The organism is Nonomuraea sp. NPDC049649, from assembly GCF_040675175.1.
In the GTDB taxonomy this organism is placed as follows: Bacteria; Actinomycetota; Actinomycetes; order Streptosporangiales; family Streptosporangiaceae; genus Nonomuraea.
Genome location: NZ_JBFAOH010000021.1, coordinates 18,337 through 35,781 on the forward strand (window position 1 = coordinate 18,337; position 17,445 = coordinate 35,781).

General features: G+C 74.1%; 17 protein-coding genes and 3 riboswitches. Of the genes, 12 read left to right on the plus strand and 5 right to left on the minus strand.

Translation table 11 applies throughout. The annotated features are described in order from the left end of the window. Window positions 1-41 precede the first annotated feature (41 nt). Entirely contained in the window at window positions 42-581 is a 540-nt protein-coding gene (locus AB0J42_RS24265) for a hypothetical protein (RefSeq protein ID WP_364298068.1), read from the minus strand. 172 nt (window positions 582-753) lie between these two features. Between AB0J42_RS24265 and AB0J42_RS24270 the strand changes: the two genes are divergently transcribed. Continuing rightward, entirely contained in the window at window positions 754-1,179 is a 426-nt protein-coding gene (locus tag AB0J42_RS24270) for a pyridoxamine 5'-phosphate oxidase family protein (protein WP_364298070.1), read from the plus strand. Here AB0J42_RS24270 and AB0J42_RS24275 read toward each other — a convergent pair whose 3' ends face one another. Genes AB0J42_RS24275 through AB0J42_RS24285 form a run of 3 tightly spaced genes read right to left on the minus strand, consistent with a single transcriptional unit; the run spans window position 1,180 to window position 2,664 of the window. Next, window positions 1,180-1,734, minus strand: a complete 555-nt coding sequence (locus tag AB0J42_RS24275) for a histidine phosphatase family protein (RefSeq protein ID WP_364298072.1) — start codon at window positions 1,732-1,734, stop codon at window positions 1,180-1,182. A 1-nt stretch (window position 1,735) separates the two neighbouring features. Then, window positions 1,736-2,467 carry a CbtA family protein gene (locus AB0J42_RS24280; protein ID WP_364298074.1) on the minus strand — a complete coding sequence of 244 codons (732 nt, stop codon included), beginning with the start codon at window positions 2,465-2,467 and terminating at the stop codon, window positions 1,736-1,738. 8 nt (window positions 2,468-2,475) lie between these two features. Further along, window positions 2,476-2,664, minus strand: coding sequence for a CbtB-domain containing protein (locus AB0J42_RS24285; RefSeq protein ID WP_364298076.1), 189 nt, complete (start codon window positions 2,662-2,664; stop codon window positions 2,476-2,478). 32 nt (window positions 2,665-2,696) lie between these two features. Then, window positions 2,697-2,826: riboswitch (cobalamin riboswitch) on the minus strand. Window positions 2,827-2,863: 37 nt separating this feature from the next. Next, a riboswitch (cobalamin riboswitch) is annotated at window positions 2,864-3,057 on the plus strand. A gap of 131 nt (window positions 3,058-3,188) precedes the next feature. On the opposite strand from AB0J42_RS24285, the gene AB0J42_RS24290 reads away from it, so the two are divergent. From AB0J42_RS24290 to AB0J42_RS24320, 7 genes are all read left to right on the plus strand, one after another. Next, a complete protein-coding gene (locus AB0J42_RS24290) occupies window positions 3,189-4,160 on the plus strand; it encodes an ABC transporter substrate-binding protein (RefSeq protein ID WP_364298078.1) in 972 nt (323 codons plus the stop codon). After that, window positions 4,157-5,203 (plus strand): iron chelate uptake ABC transporter family permease subunit, encoded by a 1,047-nt coding sequence (locus AB0J42_RS24295; RefSeq protein ID WP_364298080.1) that lies wholly within the window; start codon window positions 4,157-4,159, stop codon window positions 5,201-5,203. The genes AB0J42_RS24290 and AB0J42_RS24295 overlap by 4 nt, the downstream gene beginning before the upstream one ends. Further along, window positions 5,200-5,988, plus strand: a complete 789-nt coding sequence (locus AB0J42_RS24300; RefSeq protein ID WP_364298082.1) for an ABC transporter ATP-binding protein — start codon at window positions 5,200-5,202, stop codon at window positions 5,986-5,988. Before AB0J42_RS24295 ends, AB0J42_RS24300 begins: the two co-directional genes overlap by 4 nt. Before the next feature lie 93 nt (window positions 5,989-6,081). After that, window positions 6,082-6,918 (plus strand): nitrite reductase, encoded by an 837-nt coding sequence (locus tag AB0J42_RS24305; protein ID WP_364298084.1) that lies wholly within the window; start codon window positions 6,082-6,084, stop codon window positions 6,916-6,918. Further along, window positions 6,915-7,595, plus strand: coding sequence for a precorrin-8X methylmutase (locus AB0J42_RS24310; protein ID WP_364298086.1), 681 nt, complete (start codon window positions 6,915-6,917; stop codon window positions 7,593-7,595). Before AB0J42_RS24305 ends, AB0J42_RS24310 begins: the two co-directional genes overlap by 4 nt. After that, entirely contained in the window at window positions 7,592-9,139 is a 1,548-nt protein-coding gene (locus AB0J42_RS24315; RefSeq protein ID WP_364298088.1) for a precorrin-2 C(20)-methyltransferase, read from the plus strand. The genes AB0J42_RS24310 and AB0J42_RS24315 overlap by 4 nt, the downstream gene beginning before the upstream one ends. Further along, window positions 9,136-9,894, plus strand: a complete 759-nt coding sequence (locus tag AB0J42_RS24320; protein ID WP_364298090.1) for an SAM-dependent methyltransferase — start codon at window positions 9,136-9,138, stop codon at window positions 9,892-9,894. The genes AB0J42_RS24315 and AB0J42_RS24320 overlap by 4 nt, the downstream gene beginning before the upstream one ends. Here the strand turns inward: AB0J42_RS24320 and cbiE are convergent. Further along, window positions 9,884-11,107, minus strand: coding sequence for a precorrin-6y C5,15-methyltransferase (decarboxylating) subunit CbiE (gene cbiE / locus AB0J42_RS24325; RefSeq protein WP_364298092.1), 1,224 nt, complete (start codon window positions 11,105-11,107; stop codon window positions 9,884-9,886). The two genes, AB0J42_RS24320 and cbiE, sit on opposite strands and share 11 nt — an antisense overlap. Window positions 11,108-11,124: 17 nt before the next feature. Next, window positions 11,125-11,297, plus strand: a riboswitch (cobalamin riboswitch). Window positions 11,298-11,323: 26 nt separating this feature from the next. On the opposite strand from cbiE, the gene AB0J42_RS24330 reads away from it, so the two are divergent. From AB0J42_RS24330 to AB0J42_RS24345, 4 genes are read left to right on the plus strand one after another with little or no spacing between them, the layout of a single operon-like run. Further along, window positions 11,324-13,486, plus strand: coding sequence for a VWA domain-containing protein (locus AB0J42_RS24330; RefSeq protein ID WP_364298094.1), 2,163 nt, complete (start codon window positions 11,324-11,326; stop codon window positions 13,484-13,486). Continuing rightward, window positions 13,486-14,247: a uroporphyrinogen-III C-methyltransferase gene (gene cobA / locus AB0J42_RS24335; protein ID WP_364298096.1), complete on the plus strand. Its 762-nt coding sequence runs from the start codon at window positions 13,486-13,488 to the stop codon at window positions 14,245-14,247. The genes AB0J42_RS24330 and cobA overlap by 1 nt, the downstream gene beginning before the upstream one ends. Beyond that, window positions 14,247-14,861 carry a cob(I)yrinic acid a,c-diamide adenosyltransferase gene (gene cobO, locus AB0J42_RS24340; protein WP_364298098.1) on the plus strand — a complete coding sequence of 205 codons (615 nt, stop codon included), beginning with the start codon at window positions 14,247-14,249 and terminating at the stop codon, window positions 14,859-14,861. The genes cobA and cobO overlap by 1 nt, the downstream gene beginning before the upstream one ends. Then, the gene (locus AB0J42_RS24345) at window positions 14,855-17,353 is read left to right on the plus strand and encodes a cobyrinate a,c-diamide synthase (RefSeq protein ID WP_364298100.1); all 2,499 of its coding nucleotides are present in this window, start codon (window positions 14,855-14,857) and stop codon (window positions 17,351-17,353) included. The genes cobO and AB0J42_RS24345 overlap by 7 nt, the downstream gene beginning before the upstream one ends. The last annotated feature ends 92 nt before the right edge of the window (window positions 17,354-17,445 follow it).

The window sequence follows — 17,445 nt, forward strand, 5'->3', positions numbered from 1 at the left end:
GGGGCGGCCGGCCGCGGCCGTGAAACGGGCTTACGGCCCTGTCAGAGAGCGGCGGCGAACGGGGGAGGCCCGTGGCGGCGCAGGCTGGCGGCGAGCAGGAGCCGCCGCAGCCGGGCAGGCTCGTGATCCACCCGGGGGCGGAGCGGCTGCCGTCCGGTGACCGGCGGGACGGCGAGCAGGAGCAGCAGCCGGGCCCAGAGCACGCTCAGCGAGGTGACGGCCAGGTGCGCGATCATGGCCAGGGCGGCCTCGCCGCGCTCCAGCCACCACGACGACAGCAGAGCCACCGCCGCGTGGACCAGGAACATGCCCACCCCGCTGTCGCCATGGACATGGGTCAGCGGAACCGGCACCGGCTCGGCGCCGACGGTGAACAGGCAGTGCATGCCGTACTGGGCGGCCGAGCAGGCGGCGAGCAGCACGCCCCCGCCGCGCTGACAGGCTCCGATGGCGTACGCCCCGGCCCAGGTCAGCATCAGCGCCGGCACCAGGACACCGGGCGCTATGGCGGCGCCACCGGCCAGAACGTGCATCCCGGCCGACACCAGGACGCAGGCCACGGCGAACACCGTGGCACGCAAGGCACGTAGGAGGGGCCTGCCGACATGCACGTGCCAATCGTTCCACGCAGGCGTGCCGCTGACACCCCGCGAAGCCTGTACGGAGCGGTACGCGGTGAGTCGCCGCAGGCTGAGGGCACACCGGTCGTGAACCTTTCACGCCGATGCCGGACAGCCGCGTCACCAGCTGCGGATGTACGATGCTGCTCTCGCGGAGCAGCTGAGGAGGGTCGTGAACCTGGCCGAGCAGGGGGAGGGGTTCGCCGCGTTCTGGCAGGAGCGGCACCTGTGCACTCTTTCGACCGCCCGCTCCGCCGGGCCGCCGCACGTGGTGCCGGTGGGGGCGACCCTGGATCTGGAGACCGGCATCGCCCGCGTGATCACCTCCGGGACCTCGTACAAGGCCAGGCTCATCGGGGAGACCGGCGCGCCGGTGGCGCTGTGCCAGGTGGACGGCCGCCGGTGGTCGACGCTGGAGGGCCGGGCCGTGGTACGGACCGAACCCGAGCAGGTCGCGGACGCCGAGCGCCGCTACGCCGCCCGCTACAAGCCGCCCCGGCCGAACCCGTCCAGGGTGGTCCTGGAGATCGAGGTCACTCGCGTGCTGGGCAACGCGTGATCACAACGGGCGGTTGACGTGGGCGACCCGCCAGCCGTCCCTGGTGACGGTAAGCCGGGTGGTGGACAGGGGAGCCAGGTCGAAGCGGGCGGCGCCGAGCGGGCCGAGCCCGAGCGCGTGAGCCAGCGCCGCCCGGATCGTGCCGACACCGCAGACCACGACTCCGTCCGGCTCCTCCCGCACGCCGTCGAGCCAGCGCGCCACCCTGGCGGCGTGCGCGGTCAGCGGCTCACCGCCGTGCGGAGCGGCGCCGGGGTCTGACAGCCACAGGGCGAGCGCGTCCGGCTCTTCTTCCGCGACTCGCTCGTACGACAGACCGCCCCACCGGCCGCAGTCCGCCTCCGCGAGCGCGGCCGTCTCACGCACCGCCAGCCCCAGCGCAACGGCGGTCTGCCGCGCGGCGCTCACCGGAGCGACCCAGGCCGCCGTGACCCCGGCGAACCCCGCCGAGGCCACGACGACGGCCCGGGTCAGGCTGGAGGGGTCCGCGTCCTCGTCCGTGGGGAAGCAGGAACCGCGCGTACCCGGGGTGGTGGCGTGCCGGATGAACAGCACGTCAGCCTGGCGCGGCGGCGCCCACCGGAGCCGCGCCGCGCTGGGCCGCCCGGTCGCAGGCCCAGCCGAAGAGCGCGCCGAAGGCCGCCCAGAAGACGAGTTGGGTGCCGATCGAGGCGAGCCGGAACTCCCACAGCAGCGTGCCGGGGAAGCCGTCGGGCACCTCGTCGACCGTGGGCAGCAGCACCCAGGCGGCCACCACCGGCAAGAGGAACGCCACCACGGAGGCGAGCCATCGGGGCCACGGTCCGGCGTGGACGCGGCGGGACGTCGCCACCGCGATCGCCGCCGCGGCCAGCCCGACGAGGACCATCACCACGTACAGGAAGGTCCGGCTGTCGATGGTCTCGGGGTCGCCGACGGCAGGCGGGTTGGCCGGATATTTCAGGAATGGGACGAGAATGACCGCGACGAACGCCGTCCCCGCCGCCGCCAGCGCCAGCAGCCCGTCCGACCGCGGCCCGACCCGCCCGCGCAGCCCGGCGAACACCAGCGCGAAGATCCCGCCCACGGCCACCCCGTACAGCCCGGTCGCGAGGAACAGCCCCGCCTTCTGCACCGGCCTGCTGACCTCGGCCTCCGAGCCGTGGCCGTGCGAGTGCCCGTCCGCGGCCTCTTCCAGCGCGATCGCCGCGTCCACCTGCGGTTCCCCGAAGGCGAAGGCGAATCCGCCCGCGATCAGTCCGGCCAGGAGCCCCAGGAGCAGGCCCCTGACCACGAAGGTCCGTACCACGCCGTCCCCTAGTGGCACGGCACGCCGAGCAGGTGCCGCCCGTCGTGCATCAGCTCGTGCAGGAAGGCGCCCGTCTGCGAGACCGCGCCGTTGTCCATCAGGACGAGGTACGCCACGAGCAGCAGCACAGGCACGGCGAGCAGCCAGGGGCCGAGCCGTGGAAAGGGAATGGCAGACGGGGTGGACAGCCCGCTCATCGATCCTCCTCAGGGTTGACGCGTCCCATGTACCGAGGTCACGGCTGCCAAGCGACCTGGCTCCCGGGATCTGCGTCCCGGATACAGTGGCGCGTCCGCACCGGCTTCTCACCGGATTTCCCTTGGACAACCGTGAAATCCACCGGAACGTATCCTTTCTCCCCGTCCCCGTCAATGTGCCCAGGCTGTTCCGAAGGTGCAGGAACATCTATGAGACGATGCCGGACGTAGGCGACGGCGGAACGAGGAAGCCGGTGTGAATCCGGCGCGGTCCCGCCACTGTGACCGGCGAGCGGACCCCGAACACGCCACTGCCCGTGCGGGTGGGAAGGCCGGGGCGAGCGCTGACCCGGGAGCCAGGAGACTCACGCGGTCGCCTCCTCGAAGAAATTGGGGCGGATCTCCCCAAGAGAGGACGGTGGCCGCCATGCCACGATGCCGACACGACGCCATTTCCCCTGCTCGGCGTGGGCGCCTGCTTGACCGATCCCGCCCTGTCACGCCGGTCAGGAAAGGCTCCGCCCATGACGAGCTCACGCTCGCTCCCTTTCACGATCCTGCTGGTCGTCGCGCTGATGACTGGATGCGGCACCGCGCAGGTCTCCCCGCCCCGGCCCACCGCCGCCGGCTACCCGGTCACGGTGACCAACTGCGGGGTGACCACCACGTACCAGCGGCCCCCGCAGCGGGCGGTCACGATGAACCAGCACGTCACCGAGATCATGCTGGCCCTCGGGCTGGAGAGGTCGATGGCCGGCACCGCCTTCCTGGATGACCGCATCCCGCCCGAGTACCGAGCCGCCTACGACAGCGTGAAGGTGCTCGCGGAGGAGTATCCGTCGTACGAGGTCCTGCTGTCGGCCGAGCCCGACTTCGTGTACGGCGGGTTCCGCAGCGCCTTCGACGAGGGAGGGCGCAGCAGGGAAGCGCTGGCCAAGGCCGGGATCGACGCGTACCTCAGCCTGGAGGCCTGCCCGGACGGCCCGGTGACCGTGGATCTCCTGGAGGAGGAGATCCGTACCATCGGCCGGATCTTCGGCGTGCGGGACCGCGCCGAACGGCGCGTCGCGGAGATGCGCGCCGTGCTGGAGAGCGTCGAGGAGAAGGTGCGGGGCGCCGAGCCGGTCAAGGTGTTCGTGTACGACAGCGGCGACAAGACAGCGTTCACCGCGGGCGGGGCCGGCATCGGCAACGACATGATCAGCCGGGCCGGGGGCGTGAACCTCTTCGCCGACCTGGGCAAGGCGTTCGGCGACGTGTCGTTCGAGCAGGTGGCCGACCGCGCGCCCGAGGCGATCGTCATCTACGACTACGGCGACCGGCCGGTGGCGGACAAGAAGAGGTTCCTCCTGTCCAGCCCGGCGCTCAAGGACGTCCCGGCGATCAAGCAGCAGCGGTTCGCGGTGCTGCCGCTGTCGGCCACGGTGCTCGGCGTCCGGGTGCCGGAAGGGGTCGAGTCGCTGGCCGGGCAGCTCCACCCGGACCGCTTCTCGTGACCGCGCTCGCCGCCGCCGTGCCCCGCCTGCCGTACGCGCTGGTCCTGACCCTGCTCGCCGCCCTCGTCCTGGCAGCGGCCACGGCCGGGATCGCGGCCGGGTCCGTCCCGCTGGCCGCCGGCGAGGTGTGGGGCATCCTCGCCCACCGGGCCGTGCCCGCGCTGGTCGACCCCACCTGGCCGCCGGTCAGGGAGACGATCGTGCTGGACGTGCGGGCGCCGCGCGTGCTGCTGTGCGGCGTCGCCGGGGCGGCGCTGTCGGTCTGCGGGATGGCCCTGCAAGCCCTCGTGCGCAACCCGCTGGCCGACCCGATGCTGCTGGGCGTCTCGTCCGGGGCGAGCGTCGGCGCGGTGCTCGTCCTGGTCCTCAACCTCACGGTGTTCGGCGCGTTCTCGCTGCCGCTGGCCGCGTTCATCGGGGCGCTGGGCGCGCTGACGCTGGTGTACGTCCTGGCCCGCTCCGGCGGCCGGATGACCACGGTCCGGCTCATCCTGGCCGGGGTGGCGACGGCCGAAGTGCTCTCGGCGATCGCCGGCTACCTCATCGTCACCTCCGGCGACCCGCGCAAGACCGAGTCGGCGATGCGCTGGATGCTGGGCGGCTTCGGCGGCACCTCCTGGGACCTGGTCCCGATCCCGGCCGCGGCGGTGCTGCTCGGCACGGTGGCGCTGCTCGGCGTGTCCCGCCCGCTCGACCTGCTGCTGGCGGGGGAGGAGGCGGCCGCCTCCCTGGGGCTGAACGTGCACCGCTTCCGCGCCTGCCTCTTCGTCCTCGTCGCCCTGATGGTCGGCGCCGTCGTCGCGGTCAGCGGCGCCATCGGGTTCGTCGGGCTGATGCTCCCGCACATCGTGCGCCTGCTGACCGGCGCCGGGCACCGGCGGGCGCTCCCGGCCGCCGCGCTGCTGGGCGCGGCCTTCCTGATCGCCGCCGACCTGGCGGCCCGTACGGTGATCGCGCCGGAGGAGATCCCGGTCGGCATCCTGACGGCGCTCGCCGGCGGCCCGTTCTTCCTCTGGCTGATGCGGCGGAAGGCGGCCTCATGACGCCCGGTCACCTGCGCGCCGAGCGGGTGGGCGTCGCCGTCGCGGACCGCGACCTCGTACGCGACGCCGTCCTCGACCTGACGCCCGGCGAGGTCGTCGCGCTGACCGGGCCCAACGGCGCGGGCAAGTCCACCCTGCTGCGCACCTTCTACCGCGCACGGCGCCCCACCTCGGGGCGGGTGCTGCTGGACGGCGAGGACATCTGGCGGATGAGCGGCCGCCGGCTCGCGCGCCGCCTCGCCGCCGTCGTGCAGGAGCCGCCCGGGGAGTTCGAGCTGAGCGGGTACGAGGTCGTGGCGATGGGCCGCAGCCCGTACAAGAAGGCTTTTCAAGGCGACGACGACGGCGACCGGCGGATCATCATGGACGCCCTGGACGCGCTCGGCGTCACCGCGCTCGCCCAGGCGCCGTTCGACCGGCTGTCGGGCGGGGAGAAACAGCGCGTCCTGATCGCCCGCGCCCTGGCCCAGCAGACCGGCACGCTGGTGCTCGACGAGCCCACCAACCACCTCGACCTGCGCCACCAGCTCGACGTGCTGCGGCTGGTGCGCGGCCTGGGCGTGACCGCCGTGATCGCCCTGCACGACCTCAACCTCGCCGCCGCCTTCTGCGACCGGATCTGCGTGATGCACGCCGGTCAGGTCGTCGCCGACGGCCCGCCCGCCCAGGTCCTCACCCCGGCGTTACTTGCCGAGGTGTACGAGGTGACGGCGGACGTCCACGCCCACCCCCGCACCGGCGTCCCGCAGATCAGCGTCCACCCCGACCAGGAAGGCCCTTCATGATTCCTGCACCCACCCCACCCGTCGCCCTCCGCCGGGCGGACGGACGGCTGTGGATCGAGACCGGCCCGATATACGCCCGGGAGGCCAGGTGACATGAACCGGTTCCGACCAGACCGCTGCCCGGGCGTGCTCCGCCCCTGGCCCGCCGCCGACGGGCTGCTCGTGCGGCTGCGTCTCCCCGGCGGCAGGGTCTCCGCGACGGCGCTGCACGCCCTCGCCGGGGTCGCGGAGCGGTACGGGGACGGGCACGTTCATGTGACCACCCGCGCCAACCTGCAACTACGCGCGATGCCCGGCACCGGACGCCTCCCCGACGAGGTGATCACCGCCCTGGAGGCGACCGGCTTGCTGCCCAGCCGCGCGCACGACCTGGCGCGCAACGTGCTGGCGTCCCCGCAGACCGGGCTGGCCGGCGGCCGGGCCGACCTGCGTCCCGTGGTCGCCGCTCTGGACGCCGCGCTCTGCGGCGACCCCGAGCTGGGGCGGCTGCCCGGCCGGTTCCTCTTCGTCCTGGATGACGGCCGCGGGGACCTGCTGGACCGCCCGTGCGACCTGGGCCTGGTGGCGCTCGGCGACGGGTCGGCCCAGCTCCGGGCCGGTGACGGGTGGTGCCCTGTCGTTCCTCTGCGGAAGGCTCACACGCACCTCGCCGACCTCGCCCGGCGCTTTCTCGACGTACGCGGCACGGGCCCGGAGGCTCCCTGGCACGTCGCCGAACTACCTGAACCGTTGATCCAACCGGTCGCCCGATCCCGTGACGTCCCCGCCGCGGCCCCGCCCCTGCCCTTCGGCCCGGTCCCCGGAGGCGTTCACCGGAAGGTGCCGGAGGAAGGGCTGGACCGCGCCGCCGTGGCACGGCTCTGCGCCGCAGCCCCCGAACTCGTCGTCACCCCCTGGCGTGGCGTCCTGATCCCCGAGGAAACCCGATGAACCCGATACCCGACACCCTGCCGCGCCGGCCGAACCGCCGCTACGCGTACGTCGACCGCGGACCCCAGATCTACCTCGACTCGTTCGCGACGATCCGGCGCGAGGCCGATCTGTCCGCGGTGCCGGCCGACGCCGAGAAGCTGGCCGTCCGGATGATCCACGGCAGCGGCCAGATCGACCTGACCGACGACCTCGTCATCCACCCGCGCCTGGTGCCCGCCGCCCGCGCCGCGCTCGTCGCGGGAGCGCCGATCCTCTGCGACGCCACGATGGTCGTGAAGGGCGTGACCCGCAGCCGGCTGCCCGCCCGCAACGAGGTGATCTGCACCCTCGGCGACCCGCGGGTGCCCGGCCTGGCCGAGGAGTGGGGGACCACCCGCACCGCCGCCGCCGTCTCGCTCTGGGAGCCGCGCCTCGAAGGGGCCGTGGTCGCGATCGGCAACGCCCCGACCGCCCTGTTCCACCTCCTGGAGCTGCTGATCGACGGGGCGCCCCGCCCGGCCGCGATCGTGGGCTGCCCGGTCGGCTTCATCGGCGCCGCCGAGTCGAAGCAGGCGCTGCAGGACTTCGCCGCCGGCCACGGCATCGACATCCCGTTCGTCACCGTGCGGGGCCGCCGCGGCGGCTCGGCGATGACGTCGTCCGCGCTCAACGCCCTCGCCCAGGAGGCGGAATGAGCACCGGCAGGTTCGCCGGGGTGGGCGTCGGCCCCGGAGACCCCGAACTCCTCACCCTCAAAGCCGCTCGGTTGATCGGGCAGGCCGACGTGATCGCCTACCACTCCGCCCGGGGCAGGCAGTCCAACGCGCGGCGGATCGCCGCCGGGCTGTTCCCCACCGAGGTCATCGAAGAGCGGCTGGTCTACCCGGTGACCACGGACTCCACCGACCATCCCGGCGGCTACACCGGGGCGCTGGCGGAGTTCTACGAGGAGTCCGCGGCCCGGCTCGCCGCCCACCTCGACCAGGGACGGGACGTCGTGCTGCTCTCCGAGGGCGATCCGCTCTTCTACGGGTCGTACATGTACATGCACGACCGCCTCTCCGAGAGATACCCGACCGAGATCGTGCCCGGCGTCCCCGCCTTCCTCGCCGCCACAGCGCTGACCGGGAGCCCGCTCGTACGCCAGACCGACGTGCTGACCGTCCTGCCCGGCACCCTGCCCGAACCCGAACTCGCCCGCCGCCTCGCCGGCACCGACGGCGCGATCATCATGAAGCTGGGCCGCACCTTCCCCGCCGTACGCCGCGCCCTGACCGCCGCCGGCCGCCTCGACCACGCCCTGTACGTCGAGCGCGCCTCCATGCCCGAGCAGCGGTGGCAGCCGGTGACCGAGGTGGACGAGACGAAGGTCCCGTACTTCTCCCTGATCGTCGTCACCGGAGACAGCCTCAACGGCCCACGCTCCCGGAACACCACGGAGACGCCCGAGATGTCCGCCGCCGGGGCGGCCGAGGCGGGGGTTTCCGCCGCTGAGACCTCCGCCGCCGGGGTGGCTGAGCTGCTTGTCGTCGGGCTTGGCCCCGGCCCCGGCGACTGGCTCACGTCCGAGGCCGCAGCCGCGCTCGCCGAGGTCGACCACGTCGTCGGCTACGGCCCGTACGTCGACCGGGTGCCGCAGCGCCCCGGCCTGAACCGGCACGCGTCGGGCAACACCGTCGAGGTGGAGCGGGCCAGGTTCGCCCTCGACCTCGCCCGGCGCGGCGAGAAGGTCGCGGTGGTCTCCGGCGGCGACGCCGGGATCTTCGGGATGGCCGCCGCCGTCTTCGAGGCGGCCGAGGACCCGGCCTTCGCCGAGGTGACCGTGCGCGTCCTGCCCGGCGTCAGCGCCGTCCAGGCGGTGGCGGCCCGCGCCGGAGCTCCGATCGGCGCCGACTTCGCGGTGCTGAGCCTGTCGGACCGGCTCAAACCGTGGGAGGTCATCGAGCGGAGACTGCGCGCCGTCGCCGAGGCCGACCTGGTCCTGGCGATCTACAACCCGGCCTCGCGCAGCCGCACCCGGCAGATCGCGACCGCCCGTGACGTGCTGCTGAAGCACCGCGGCCCCGGCACCGTCGTCGTGGTCGGCCGCGACGTGGGCCGCGCCGGGGAGTCGCTGACCGTGACCACGCTGGGCGAACTGGACCCGGCGGCCATCGACATGAGATGCCTGCTGATCGTGGGCGCCTCGTCCACCCGCGTCTCCGCCGCCGGGGTCTGGACCCCGAGGTACGTCCGGTGACCGTCCACTTCGTCGGCGCCGGGCCGGGCGCGGCCGACCTGCTGACCGTACGCGCCACGCGGCTGCTCGCCGAGGCCGACCTCGTCCTCTACCCCGGCACCTACCTCGACCCCGGCGTGCTGGCGCACTGCGGCCCGCAAGCGGAACTCGTGGACACCCAGCACCTGAACCTGGACGAGATCACCCCACTCCTCGTGGACGCGGCGCGGGCGGGCCGCCGGATTGTGCGGCTGACGTCGGGCGACCCGTCGCTCTACTCGGCCCTGCACGAACAGACCCGCCGCCTGGCCGCGGCGGGCGTCTCCTGGCAGGTCACCCCCGGCGTCCCCGCGTACGCCGCGGCCGCCGCTCGGGTGGGCAGCGAACTGACCGTGCCGCTCGTCGCCCAGTCGGTGGTGCTGACCCGTACGCGCGCCCGCTCCACCCCGATGGGGCAGGGCGAGTCGCTGACCGCGTTCGCGGCGACCGGCGCGACCCTCGTGCTCCACCTCGCGATCACCCGGACCCGCGAGCTGATGGCGGAACTGGAGCCGGTGCTCGGCCCGGACTGCCCGGTGGCCGTCGTGTACCGCGCCAGCCAGCCGCAGGAACTGGTCCTGCACGGGACGGTCGGCACGATCGCGGACCAGGTAGAGGAGGCCGGGCTCCGGCAGGCGGCAGTGATCATGGTCGGGCGGGCGCTCGACCAGAGAGGCGGAGGGGAGTCCTACCTCTACAGCGCCGGACGGGACCGGTCGGCGAAGCTCAGAGACTGAGACTCCACTGCGTCACGGTGCGCGCCGGCGTCCACCCGGTGAACGTCCCCACCGGGCGGGCGGTCTCCACCGCGATCCGGGTCAGCTCCCCGCCGCGGGCACGGAACGCCTCCGCCAGCACCTGCTCGGTCTCCAGCGTGACACCGTGCACCACCAGCCGCCCGCCCGGCCGCAAAGCCGAGAGGCAGACGTCGAGCACACCGGGCCTGCTCGCCCCGCCCCCGACGAAGATCGCGTCGGGGGCGTCGAGACCCGCGAGCGCCTCCGGCGCCCGCCCCTCGACCACGCGGAGGTCCGGCACACCCAGCCGGACGGCGTTGCGCACGATCCGCGCGGCACGCGCCGGATCGGCCTCCACGGCGGTCGCCCGGCACGCCGGATGCGCCCGCAGCCACTCGATGCCGACCGACCCCGCCCCCGCCCCGACGTCCCACAGATGCTGACCGGGCGCGGGCCGGAGGCGGGCCAGCGCCGAGGCGCGCAGATCACGCTTGGTGAGCTGCCCGTCATGCTCGAAGACGTCATCGGGCAGGCCCGCGACCCAGGCCGAGGACCAGCCGATGCTCGCCGCCGGGATCTCGACGGCCAGCACGTGCAGGGCGGGAACCTCGCCGGGGGGCACGTCCACCCACTCACGGGCCGTCCGGGTCACCCGCGACTCCTCCGGGCTCCCCAGATCACCGAGCAGCGTGACGACCGCGTCCGGGTTGCCGGAGTCCACCAGCAGCCCGGCCACGACCGCCGGCGTCCCGGGGCCGGAGGTCAGCAGGAGCAGCCGCCGCCCCGGGGCGACCTCCCGCAGCAGCCGGGCCTCGTGCCGCCCCACCAGGGTCACCACCACCGACTCCTCGGCCGACCAGCCCATGCGCGCCCGCGCCAGCGCGGGCGAGGAGACCGCGGGGAGCACCCGCACGCCGCCGGCCCCCAGCAGACGGACCAGGGTCGTGCCGACGCCCGACAGCATCGGGTCACCGGACGCCAGGGCCACCACGCGGCGCCCCCGCAGCCCGTCCAGCAGCTCAGGCAGCCCCTCCGCCAGCGGCGACGGCCACGGCAGCCGCCGCTGACCCGCCACCTCGGGGACGGCCGCCAGATGACGACGGCCGCCGAGCAGCACCTCGGCGTCGCGGACCAGCGCGGCGGCGGTCTCGTCGAGCCGCCCGTCCGCGCCGACGCCGACGACGGTCAGCAGAGGGCCTGTGGAGACTGGCACGTCAAGGGAGGCTATCGTGGTGGTCAACGTGAGGTGCCCCCGCGCCCAGCCATCGGAAACGGTGGGGAAGGTCAACGGGGAGAATCTGGGAAGCCGGTGAGATTCCGGCACAGGCCCGCTGCGGTGAATCGAGCACTCCTCGTGAGCGACTCGACAAGTCCGAAGACCGGCCTCGCGTGTCGATGACGTCTGGCCTAGCGAGCGGGAGCCTCACACGTGCCAACGAAATACCCCTTCTCTGCCATCCTCGGCTGCGAGTACGACCCCTCGACGGCCTCCGGCCTCGGCGACATGGGCCTCGCCCTCGTCCTCACCGCGATCAGCCCGGAGATCGGCGGCGTCCTCGTCCGCGGCGAGAAGGGGACCGCGAAGTCCACCACCGTCCGCGGCCTCGCCGACGTCCTTCCGTGGATCGAGGTGTACGAGGGAGACCGCTTCTCCGTCGACCCGCGCGATCCGGCCGAGTCGTCACCGGACGGCCCCTTCGGCTCCGGCGCCGAGGTGGCCGGCAGGCCGGTGCGGCTCGTCGAACTGCCCGTCGGAGCGACCGAGGACAGAGTGCTCGGGTCGCTGCACCTGGAGAAGGCGCTCACCAGGGGAGCCGTCGAGTTCGAGCCGGGGCTGCTGGCCCGCGCGCACCGCGGCGTCCTCTACGTGGACGAGGTCAACCTGCTCCACGACCACCTGGTGGACCTCCTGCTGGACGCCGCCGCGACGGGCCGCGTCACCGTCGAGCGCGACGGGGTGTCGCTGAGCCACGCGGCTCGTTTCGTACTGATCGGCACCATGAACCCCGAGGAGGGCGAGCTCCGCCCCCAGTTGCTCGACCGGTTCGGCCTGACCGTCGAGGCGGCCGCCCCGCGCGACCCAGGCCGGCGCGTCGAGATCGTGCGCCGGCGCCTCGCGTACGACCGCGACCCCGCGGCCTTCGCGGCCCGCTACGCCGACCGGCAGGACGACCTGACCCGCCGGATCGCCGACGCCCGCGCCCGGCTCGGCGGCGTGCTGCTGGGCGACGCCGCCATGTTCAAGATCGCCGAAGTGTGCGCCGCGTTCGAGGTGGACGGCCTGCGCGCCGACATCGTCACGGCCCGCACCGCCGTCGCCCACGCCGCCTGGACGGGCCGCCGGCACGTCACCCGCGACGACATCCGGGCGGCGGCCCTGCTGGCGCTGCCGCACCGCCGCCGCCGGAACCCGTTCGACGCCCCCGGCATCGACGAGGACCTGCTCGACCGCGTACTCGGCGACGACGAACTACCGCAACCCCCGCAGCCGCCGGACGGAGACCCACCCGGCGCAGCACCGACCGAGGACGCACCGGGCGAGGAGCGAGCAGGGGAGACGCCGGTCGAGGACCAGGCCGGGGACGCGCCCGGCGGGGCATCGGTCGAGAACCAGGCCGAGGCGTCCGACTACGAGACCGCCGACACCAGCCCCAAACCCGCCGACACCGCCCCCGACACGGAAGCCGAATCCCCGAGGGAACCCGAGCGTTCCAGACAGCCCGCCGCCCCGGGCGGCGAGACCGTCGATCGGGCCCAGGCGGCGTACCGGCCCCGGCTCTTCACCGTCGACGGCGTAGGCCAGGGCAGCCCCGGTCGCCGCAGCAGAGCCCTGGGCTCCAGCGGACGCCGCGTCGGCAGCGGCACGGGCACCGGCCCGCTCCACCTGGTCGAGACGCTGCGCGCCGCCGCAGAACGCCACGCCGCCCAGGGGCACGCCGCCCAGGGTGCAGCCGCCGAGTGCCGCGACGTCGGCGACAGGACCGGCAGGCGGGTCGTGCTGCTCCCCGCTGACCTGCGCGTCGCCGTGCGGGAGGGGCGGGAGGCCAATCTGCTGCTCTTCTGTGTGGACGCCTCGGGGTCGATGGCGGCGCGGCGTCGCATGGTCCAGGTCAAGACCGCGATCCTTTCCCTGCTCACCGACGCCTACCGCCGCCGCGACAAGGTGGCGCTGATCAGCTTCCGGGGTGACGGCGCCGCACTCACCCTGCCGCCGACCGGGTCGGTGGAGGTGGCCGCCGCTCTCCTGGACGAACTGCCCGCCGGAGGACGCACACCGCTGGCCGAGGCCCTGGTGGAGGCCCATCGGGTGCTGCGCAGGGAACGGCTGCGCGACGCGCGGATGCGCCCGCTGCTGGTTCTCGTCACCGACGGCCGCGCCACCTCAGGGGCCGACGCGGTGGCCCGCTCCCGGCAGGCCGCCGGCTGCCTGGCCGCCCTCGGGGTGCCGAGCGTCGTCGTCGACTGCGAGGACGGCCCGCTCAGGCTGGGCCTCGCCGAGGTGCTGGCGGGCCACTTGCGCGCCGAGCACGTGCCGATGGCCCGGGTCAGCGCCGGCGGGCTCGTGAACGTGGTCACCGGCCGGGTCGCCTGATGGGCACGCTCGAAGCCCTGAGCCCCGGGGCGGTCGTTCTCGTCGGCGGCGGGCCCGGCGACGCCGGGCTCATGACCGTCGCCGGCCGCGCCGCCGTCGAACAGGCCGACGTGCTGCTGGTCGACCATCTGGCCCCGGCCGGGGCGCTGGAGTGGGCCGCCCCCGGCGCCGAGATCGTGGACGTCTCCAAGATGCCCCGCGGCCCCTTCACCCCGCAGGAGCGGATCAACGAACTCCTCATCACCCACGCGCGGGCCGGCCGGCGGGTGGTGCGGCTCAAGGGCGGGGACGGGTTCGTTTTCGGGCGCGGCATGGAGGAGGTCATCGCCTGCACCGAGGCGGGCGTGCCGGTGCGCGTCGTGCCCGGGGTCAGCTCCGCGATCGCCGTTCCGGCGCTCGCCGGAGTCCCGGTCACCCACCGCGGGCTCGTCCAGGGGTTCAGCGTGATCTCCGGCCATGTCCCGCCCGGCCATCCGCAGAGCAGCCTGGACTACGCGGCGCTCGCCGCCTCCGGGACGACGCTCGTGGTGCTGATGGGCGTCGCCAACCTGGCCGCCATCACCGAGGCGCTGCTCGTACACGGCATGGACGCGACGACACCGGCGGCCGTCGTCGCGCGCGGCGGGCACCCCGACCAGGAGGTGGTGCAGGCGCCGCTGCGGGACATCGCCCGCGCGGCCGGAGCAGTCCGCCCGCCCGCCGTCACCGTCATCGGAGAGGTGGCCCGATGGGCCTCCGAAGCGTTCGAAGAGGAGGCCTGATGCCCAAGGGACAGCCGCTCACCGTGCCCGACGACGGCCTGACCACCCGGCAGCGCCGCAACCGGCCGCTGCTGATGGTCCACACCGGCGACGGGAAGGGGAAGTCCACCGCCGCCTTCGGGCTCGCCCTGCGCGGGTGGAACCAGGGGTGGAACATCGGGGTCTTCCAGTTCGTGAAGTCCGCCAAGTGGCGGATCGGCGAGCAGACCGTGCTCGAACGCCTCGGCAAGCTGCACGAGGAGACGGGCGAGGGCGGGCCGGTCGAATGGCACAAGATGGGCTCCGGCTGGTCGTGGGCCAAGAAGCAGGGCGGCGACGAGGACCACGCCCGCGCCGCCGCCGAAGGATGGCAGGAGATCAAGCGCCGGCTCGCCGCCGAGACCCACGACCTGTACGTGCTCGACGAGTTCACCTACCCGATCGTCTGGGGCTGGATCGACCTCGAAGACGTCGTCACCGCGCTGCGCGACCGCCCCGGCCGCCAGCACGTCGTCATCACGGGCCGCCGGGCGGCGCCTGAACTGCTGGAGGCCGCCGACCTCGTCACCGAGATGACCAAGGTGAAACACCCCATGGACGCCGGGCAGAAGGGACAGAGAGGAATCGAATGGTGACCCTGCCGCGGCTGGCCGTCGCCGCACCCTCCACCGGACAGGGGAAGACCACCGTGGCGACCGGCCTCATGGCCGCGCTGCGTGACCGCGGCGTGCGGGTCTCCGGTCACAAGGTCGGCCCCGACTACATCGACCCCGGCTACCACGCCCTGGCCACAGGCAGGCCCGGCCGCAACCTCGACCCGCACCTGGTGGGGGAGGAGCGGATCGTCCCCCTGCTGCTGCACGGCGCCCGCGACGCCGACGTGGCCGTGATCGAGGGCGTGATGGGCCTGCACGACGGGCGGCTCGGCACCGACGGGTTCGCCTCCACCGCGCACGTCGCCCGCCTGACCCGGACGCCGGTGGTGCTGGTCGTCGACATCGCCGGAATGTCGCGCTCGGCGGGCGCCATCGTCGCGGGCACGGCGGCGTACGACCCGGCGGTGGAGGTGGTCGGCGTGATCCTCAACCGGGCGGGTTCCGCCCGCAACGTCGCCGAGGTCGAGCGTTCCCTGCGGCTGCCGGTGCTCGGCGTCGTCCCGCACGACGACGCTCTCTCCGCGCCGTCCCGCCACCTCGGCCTGGTGCCCGCGGCCGAGCGCCACGGGGCCGCGGACGCCGTGGCCCGGCTGGGGGAGCGGGTCGCCCGGCACGTCGACCTCGACGCCGTACTGGAAGCGGCCCGCACGGCACCCGGCCTGGACGCCGTGCCGTGGGATCCGGCCGCCGAGGTGCGTCCCGTCGGCGGGGAGGCGCCCGTGGTGGCGGTCGCGGCGGGCCGCGCGTTCACGTTCCTGTACGCGGAGACGGCGGAACTGCTGACCGCGGCGGGATGCCGCGTCGTGCCCTTCGACCCCCTGACCGACGAGTCGCTGCCGGACGGCACCCGCGCGCTGCTGCTCGGCGGCGGCTTCCCCGAGATGCACGTCCGGCAGCTCGCCCGCAACGTGCCGCTGCTGACCCAGGTGCGCGACGCGGTCACGGCGGGGCTGCCGACCGTGGCCGAGTGCGCCGGGCTGCTCTACCTGCTCGACGCCCTCGACGGCACCCCGATGGCTGGAGCGATCGGCGCCACCGCCACCATGACCGACCGCCTCACCCTGCGGTACCCGGTGGCCAAGGCGGTGGGCGACGACCTGCTGTCGCGCGAAGGGGAGGAGGTGACCGGCCACGAGTTCCACCGCACCGCGCTGACCCGCCACCCGTCCGGCTGGACCCCGGCCTGGGACATCGACGGCGAGCTCATCGGCGTCGCCTCGCCCACCCTGCACGCCTCCTACCTGCACGTCCACTGGGCGGGCCACCCGCACTTGGCCCAGCGGTTCGCGGAGGCGGCGGCCGTGGCCAAGCCGGTTGCCCCGCCGACTCGTACCGGCAATAAAGCCGCGTCGGCTCGTACCAGCGACACGGCACCTGAGCCGGTGGCCGCGTCGACTCGTACCGGCGCTAAAACAGCCGCGTCGCTTCATACGGGCGATAGGGCACCCGAGCCCGCGCCCGTCGAGCCCCTGCACCACCACGGCGACCGGGAGACCGGGCCGGGGCTGATCGACTTCGCCGTCAACGTCTACCCCGGGCCGCGACCGGCGTGGCTCGACTCCGCGCTGCTCGAAGGGGTGCGCGACTCCGTCTCCTACCCGGACGCCACCCCCGCGCGCGAGGCGATCGCCGGACTGCACGGCCGCCGTACGGACGAGGTCCTGGTCACCGCCGGAGCCGCCGAGGCGTTCGAACTGATCGCCCGGTGGAAGCAGTGGCGCCATGCCGTGGTGGTGCACCCGCAGTTCACCGAGCCGCACGCGGCCCTCGAACGCGCCGGGCACCAGGTCACCGTGGTGCAGTGCCGCCCCGAGGACGGCTACCGGCTCGACCCGGACGCGGTGCCCGCCGACGCGGACCTCGTGGTGCTGGGCAACCCCACCAACCCGACCGGAGTCCTGCATCCGGCCGAGGACATCCTGCGGCTGCGCCGTCCCAAGCGGGTGGTGGTCGTGGACGAGGCGTTCATGGACACGGTCGAGGGGGAGCCGGAGTCGCTCGCCGGTCACCGCCGCCGCGGCCTGCTGGTCATCCGGAGCCTCACGAAGCACTGGTCGATCCCCGGCATCCGCGCCGGTTACGTGGTGGGCAGCGACCGCTCCATCGCCGCCTTGGAGGCCAGGCAGATCCCGTGGTCGGTGTCGACCCCGGCCATCGCCGCCGCCATCGCGTGCACCTCCCCGGAGGCGACCGCCGAGGCTGCACGCCGCGCCAAGGAGATCGCCGAGTGGAGGGAGGCCCTGGTGGACGGCCTCGGCGCGCGTGGCATCGAGGTGCTGCCCTCACGGACCTCGTTCGTCCTGGCCCGCCCCGGCCCAGGCGTCCGCGAGGCGCTACGGGAGCGCGGCGTCGCCGTACGCAGGGCGGACACCTTCCCGGGCCTCGACGCCACGTGGGTACGCATCGCGGTGCGCCCACCCGAGACCAGCGCCCGGCTGTTCGCCGCCCTCGACGCGCTCGGCCGCGACTGACCTCAGCGGTGCGTCCCCCTGAGGTCAGCGCCCGGTTGTTCGCCGCGCTCCGGCCCGGTCGGCGTCCTCCCGAGACCAGTGCCCGGCTGTTC

What these genes read in the sequence shown, in the direction of transcription:
- AB0J42_RS24270 (WP_364298070.1), top strand. Translation starts at nt 754, where the DNA reads ATGTACGATGCTGCTCTCGCGGAGCAGCTGAGGAGGGTCGTGAACCTG.
- AB0J42_RS24285 (WP_364298076.1), bottom strand. Translation starts at nt 2,664, where the DNA reads ATGAGCGGGCTGTCCACCCCGTCTGCCATTCCCTTTCCACGGCTCGGC.
- AB0J42_RS24290 (WP_364298078.1), top strand. Translation starts at nt 3,189, where the DNA reads ATGACGAGCTCACGCTCGCTCCCTTTCACGATCCTGCTGGTCGTCGCG.
- AB0J42_RS24300 (WP_364298082.1), top strand. Translation starts at nt 5,200, where the DNA reads ATGACGCCCGGTCACCTGCGCGCCGAGCGGGTGGGCGTCGCCGTCGCG.
- AB0J42_RS24305 (WP_364298084.1), top strand. Translation starts at nt 6,082, where the DNA reads ATGAACCGGTTCCGACCAGACCGCTGCCCGGGCGTGCTCCGCCCCTGG.
- AB0J42_RS24310 (WP_364298086.1), top strand. Translation starts at nt 6,915, where the DNA reads ATGAACCCGATACCCGACACCCTGCCGCGCCGGCCGAACCGCCGCTAC.
- AB0J42_RS24315 (WP_364298088.1), top strand. Translation starts at nt 7,592, where the DNA reads ATGAGCACCGGCAGGTTCGCCGGGGTGGGCGTCGGCCCCGGAGACCCC.
- cobA (WP_364298096.1), top strand. Translation starts at nt 13,486, where the DNA reads ATGGGCACGCTCGAAGCCCTGAGCCCCGGGGCGGTCGTTCTCGTCGGC.
- cobO (WP_364298098.1), top strand. Translation starts at nt 14,247, where the DNA reads ATGCCCAAGGGACAGCCGCTCACCGTGCCCGACGACGGCCTGACCACC.
- AB0J42_RS24345 (WP_364298100.1), top strand. Translation starts at nt 14,855, where the DNA reads ATGGTGACCCTGCCGCGGCTGGCCGTCGCCGCACCCTCCACCGGACAG.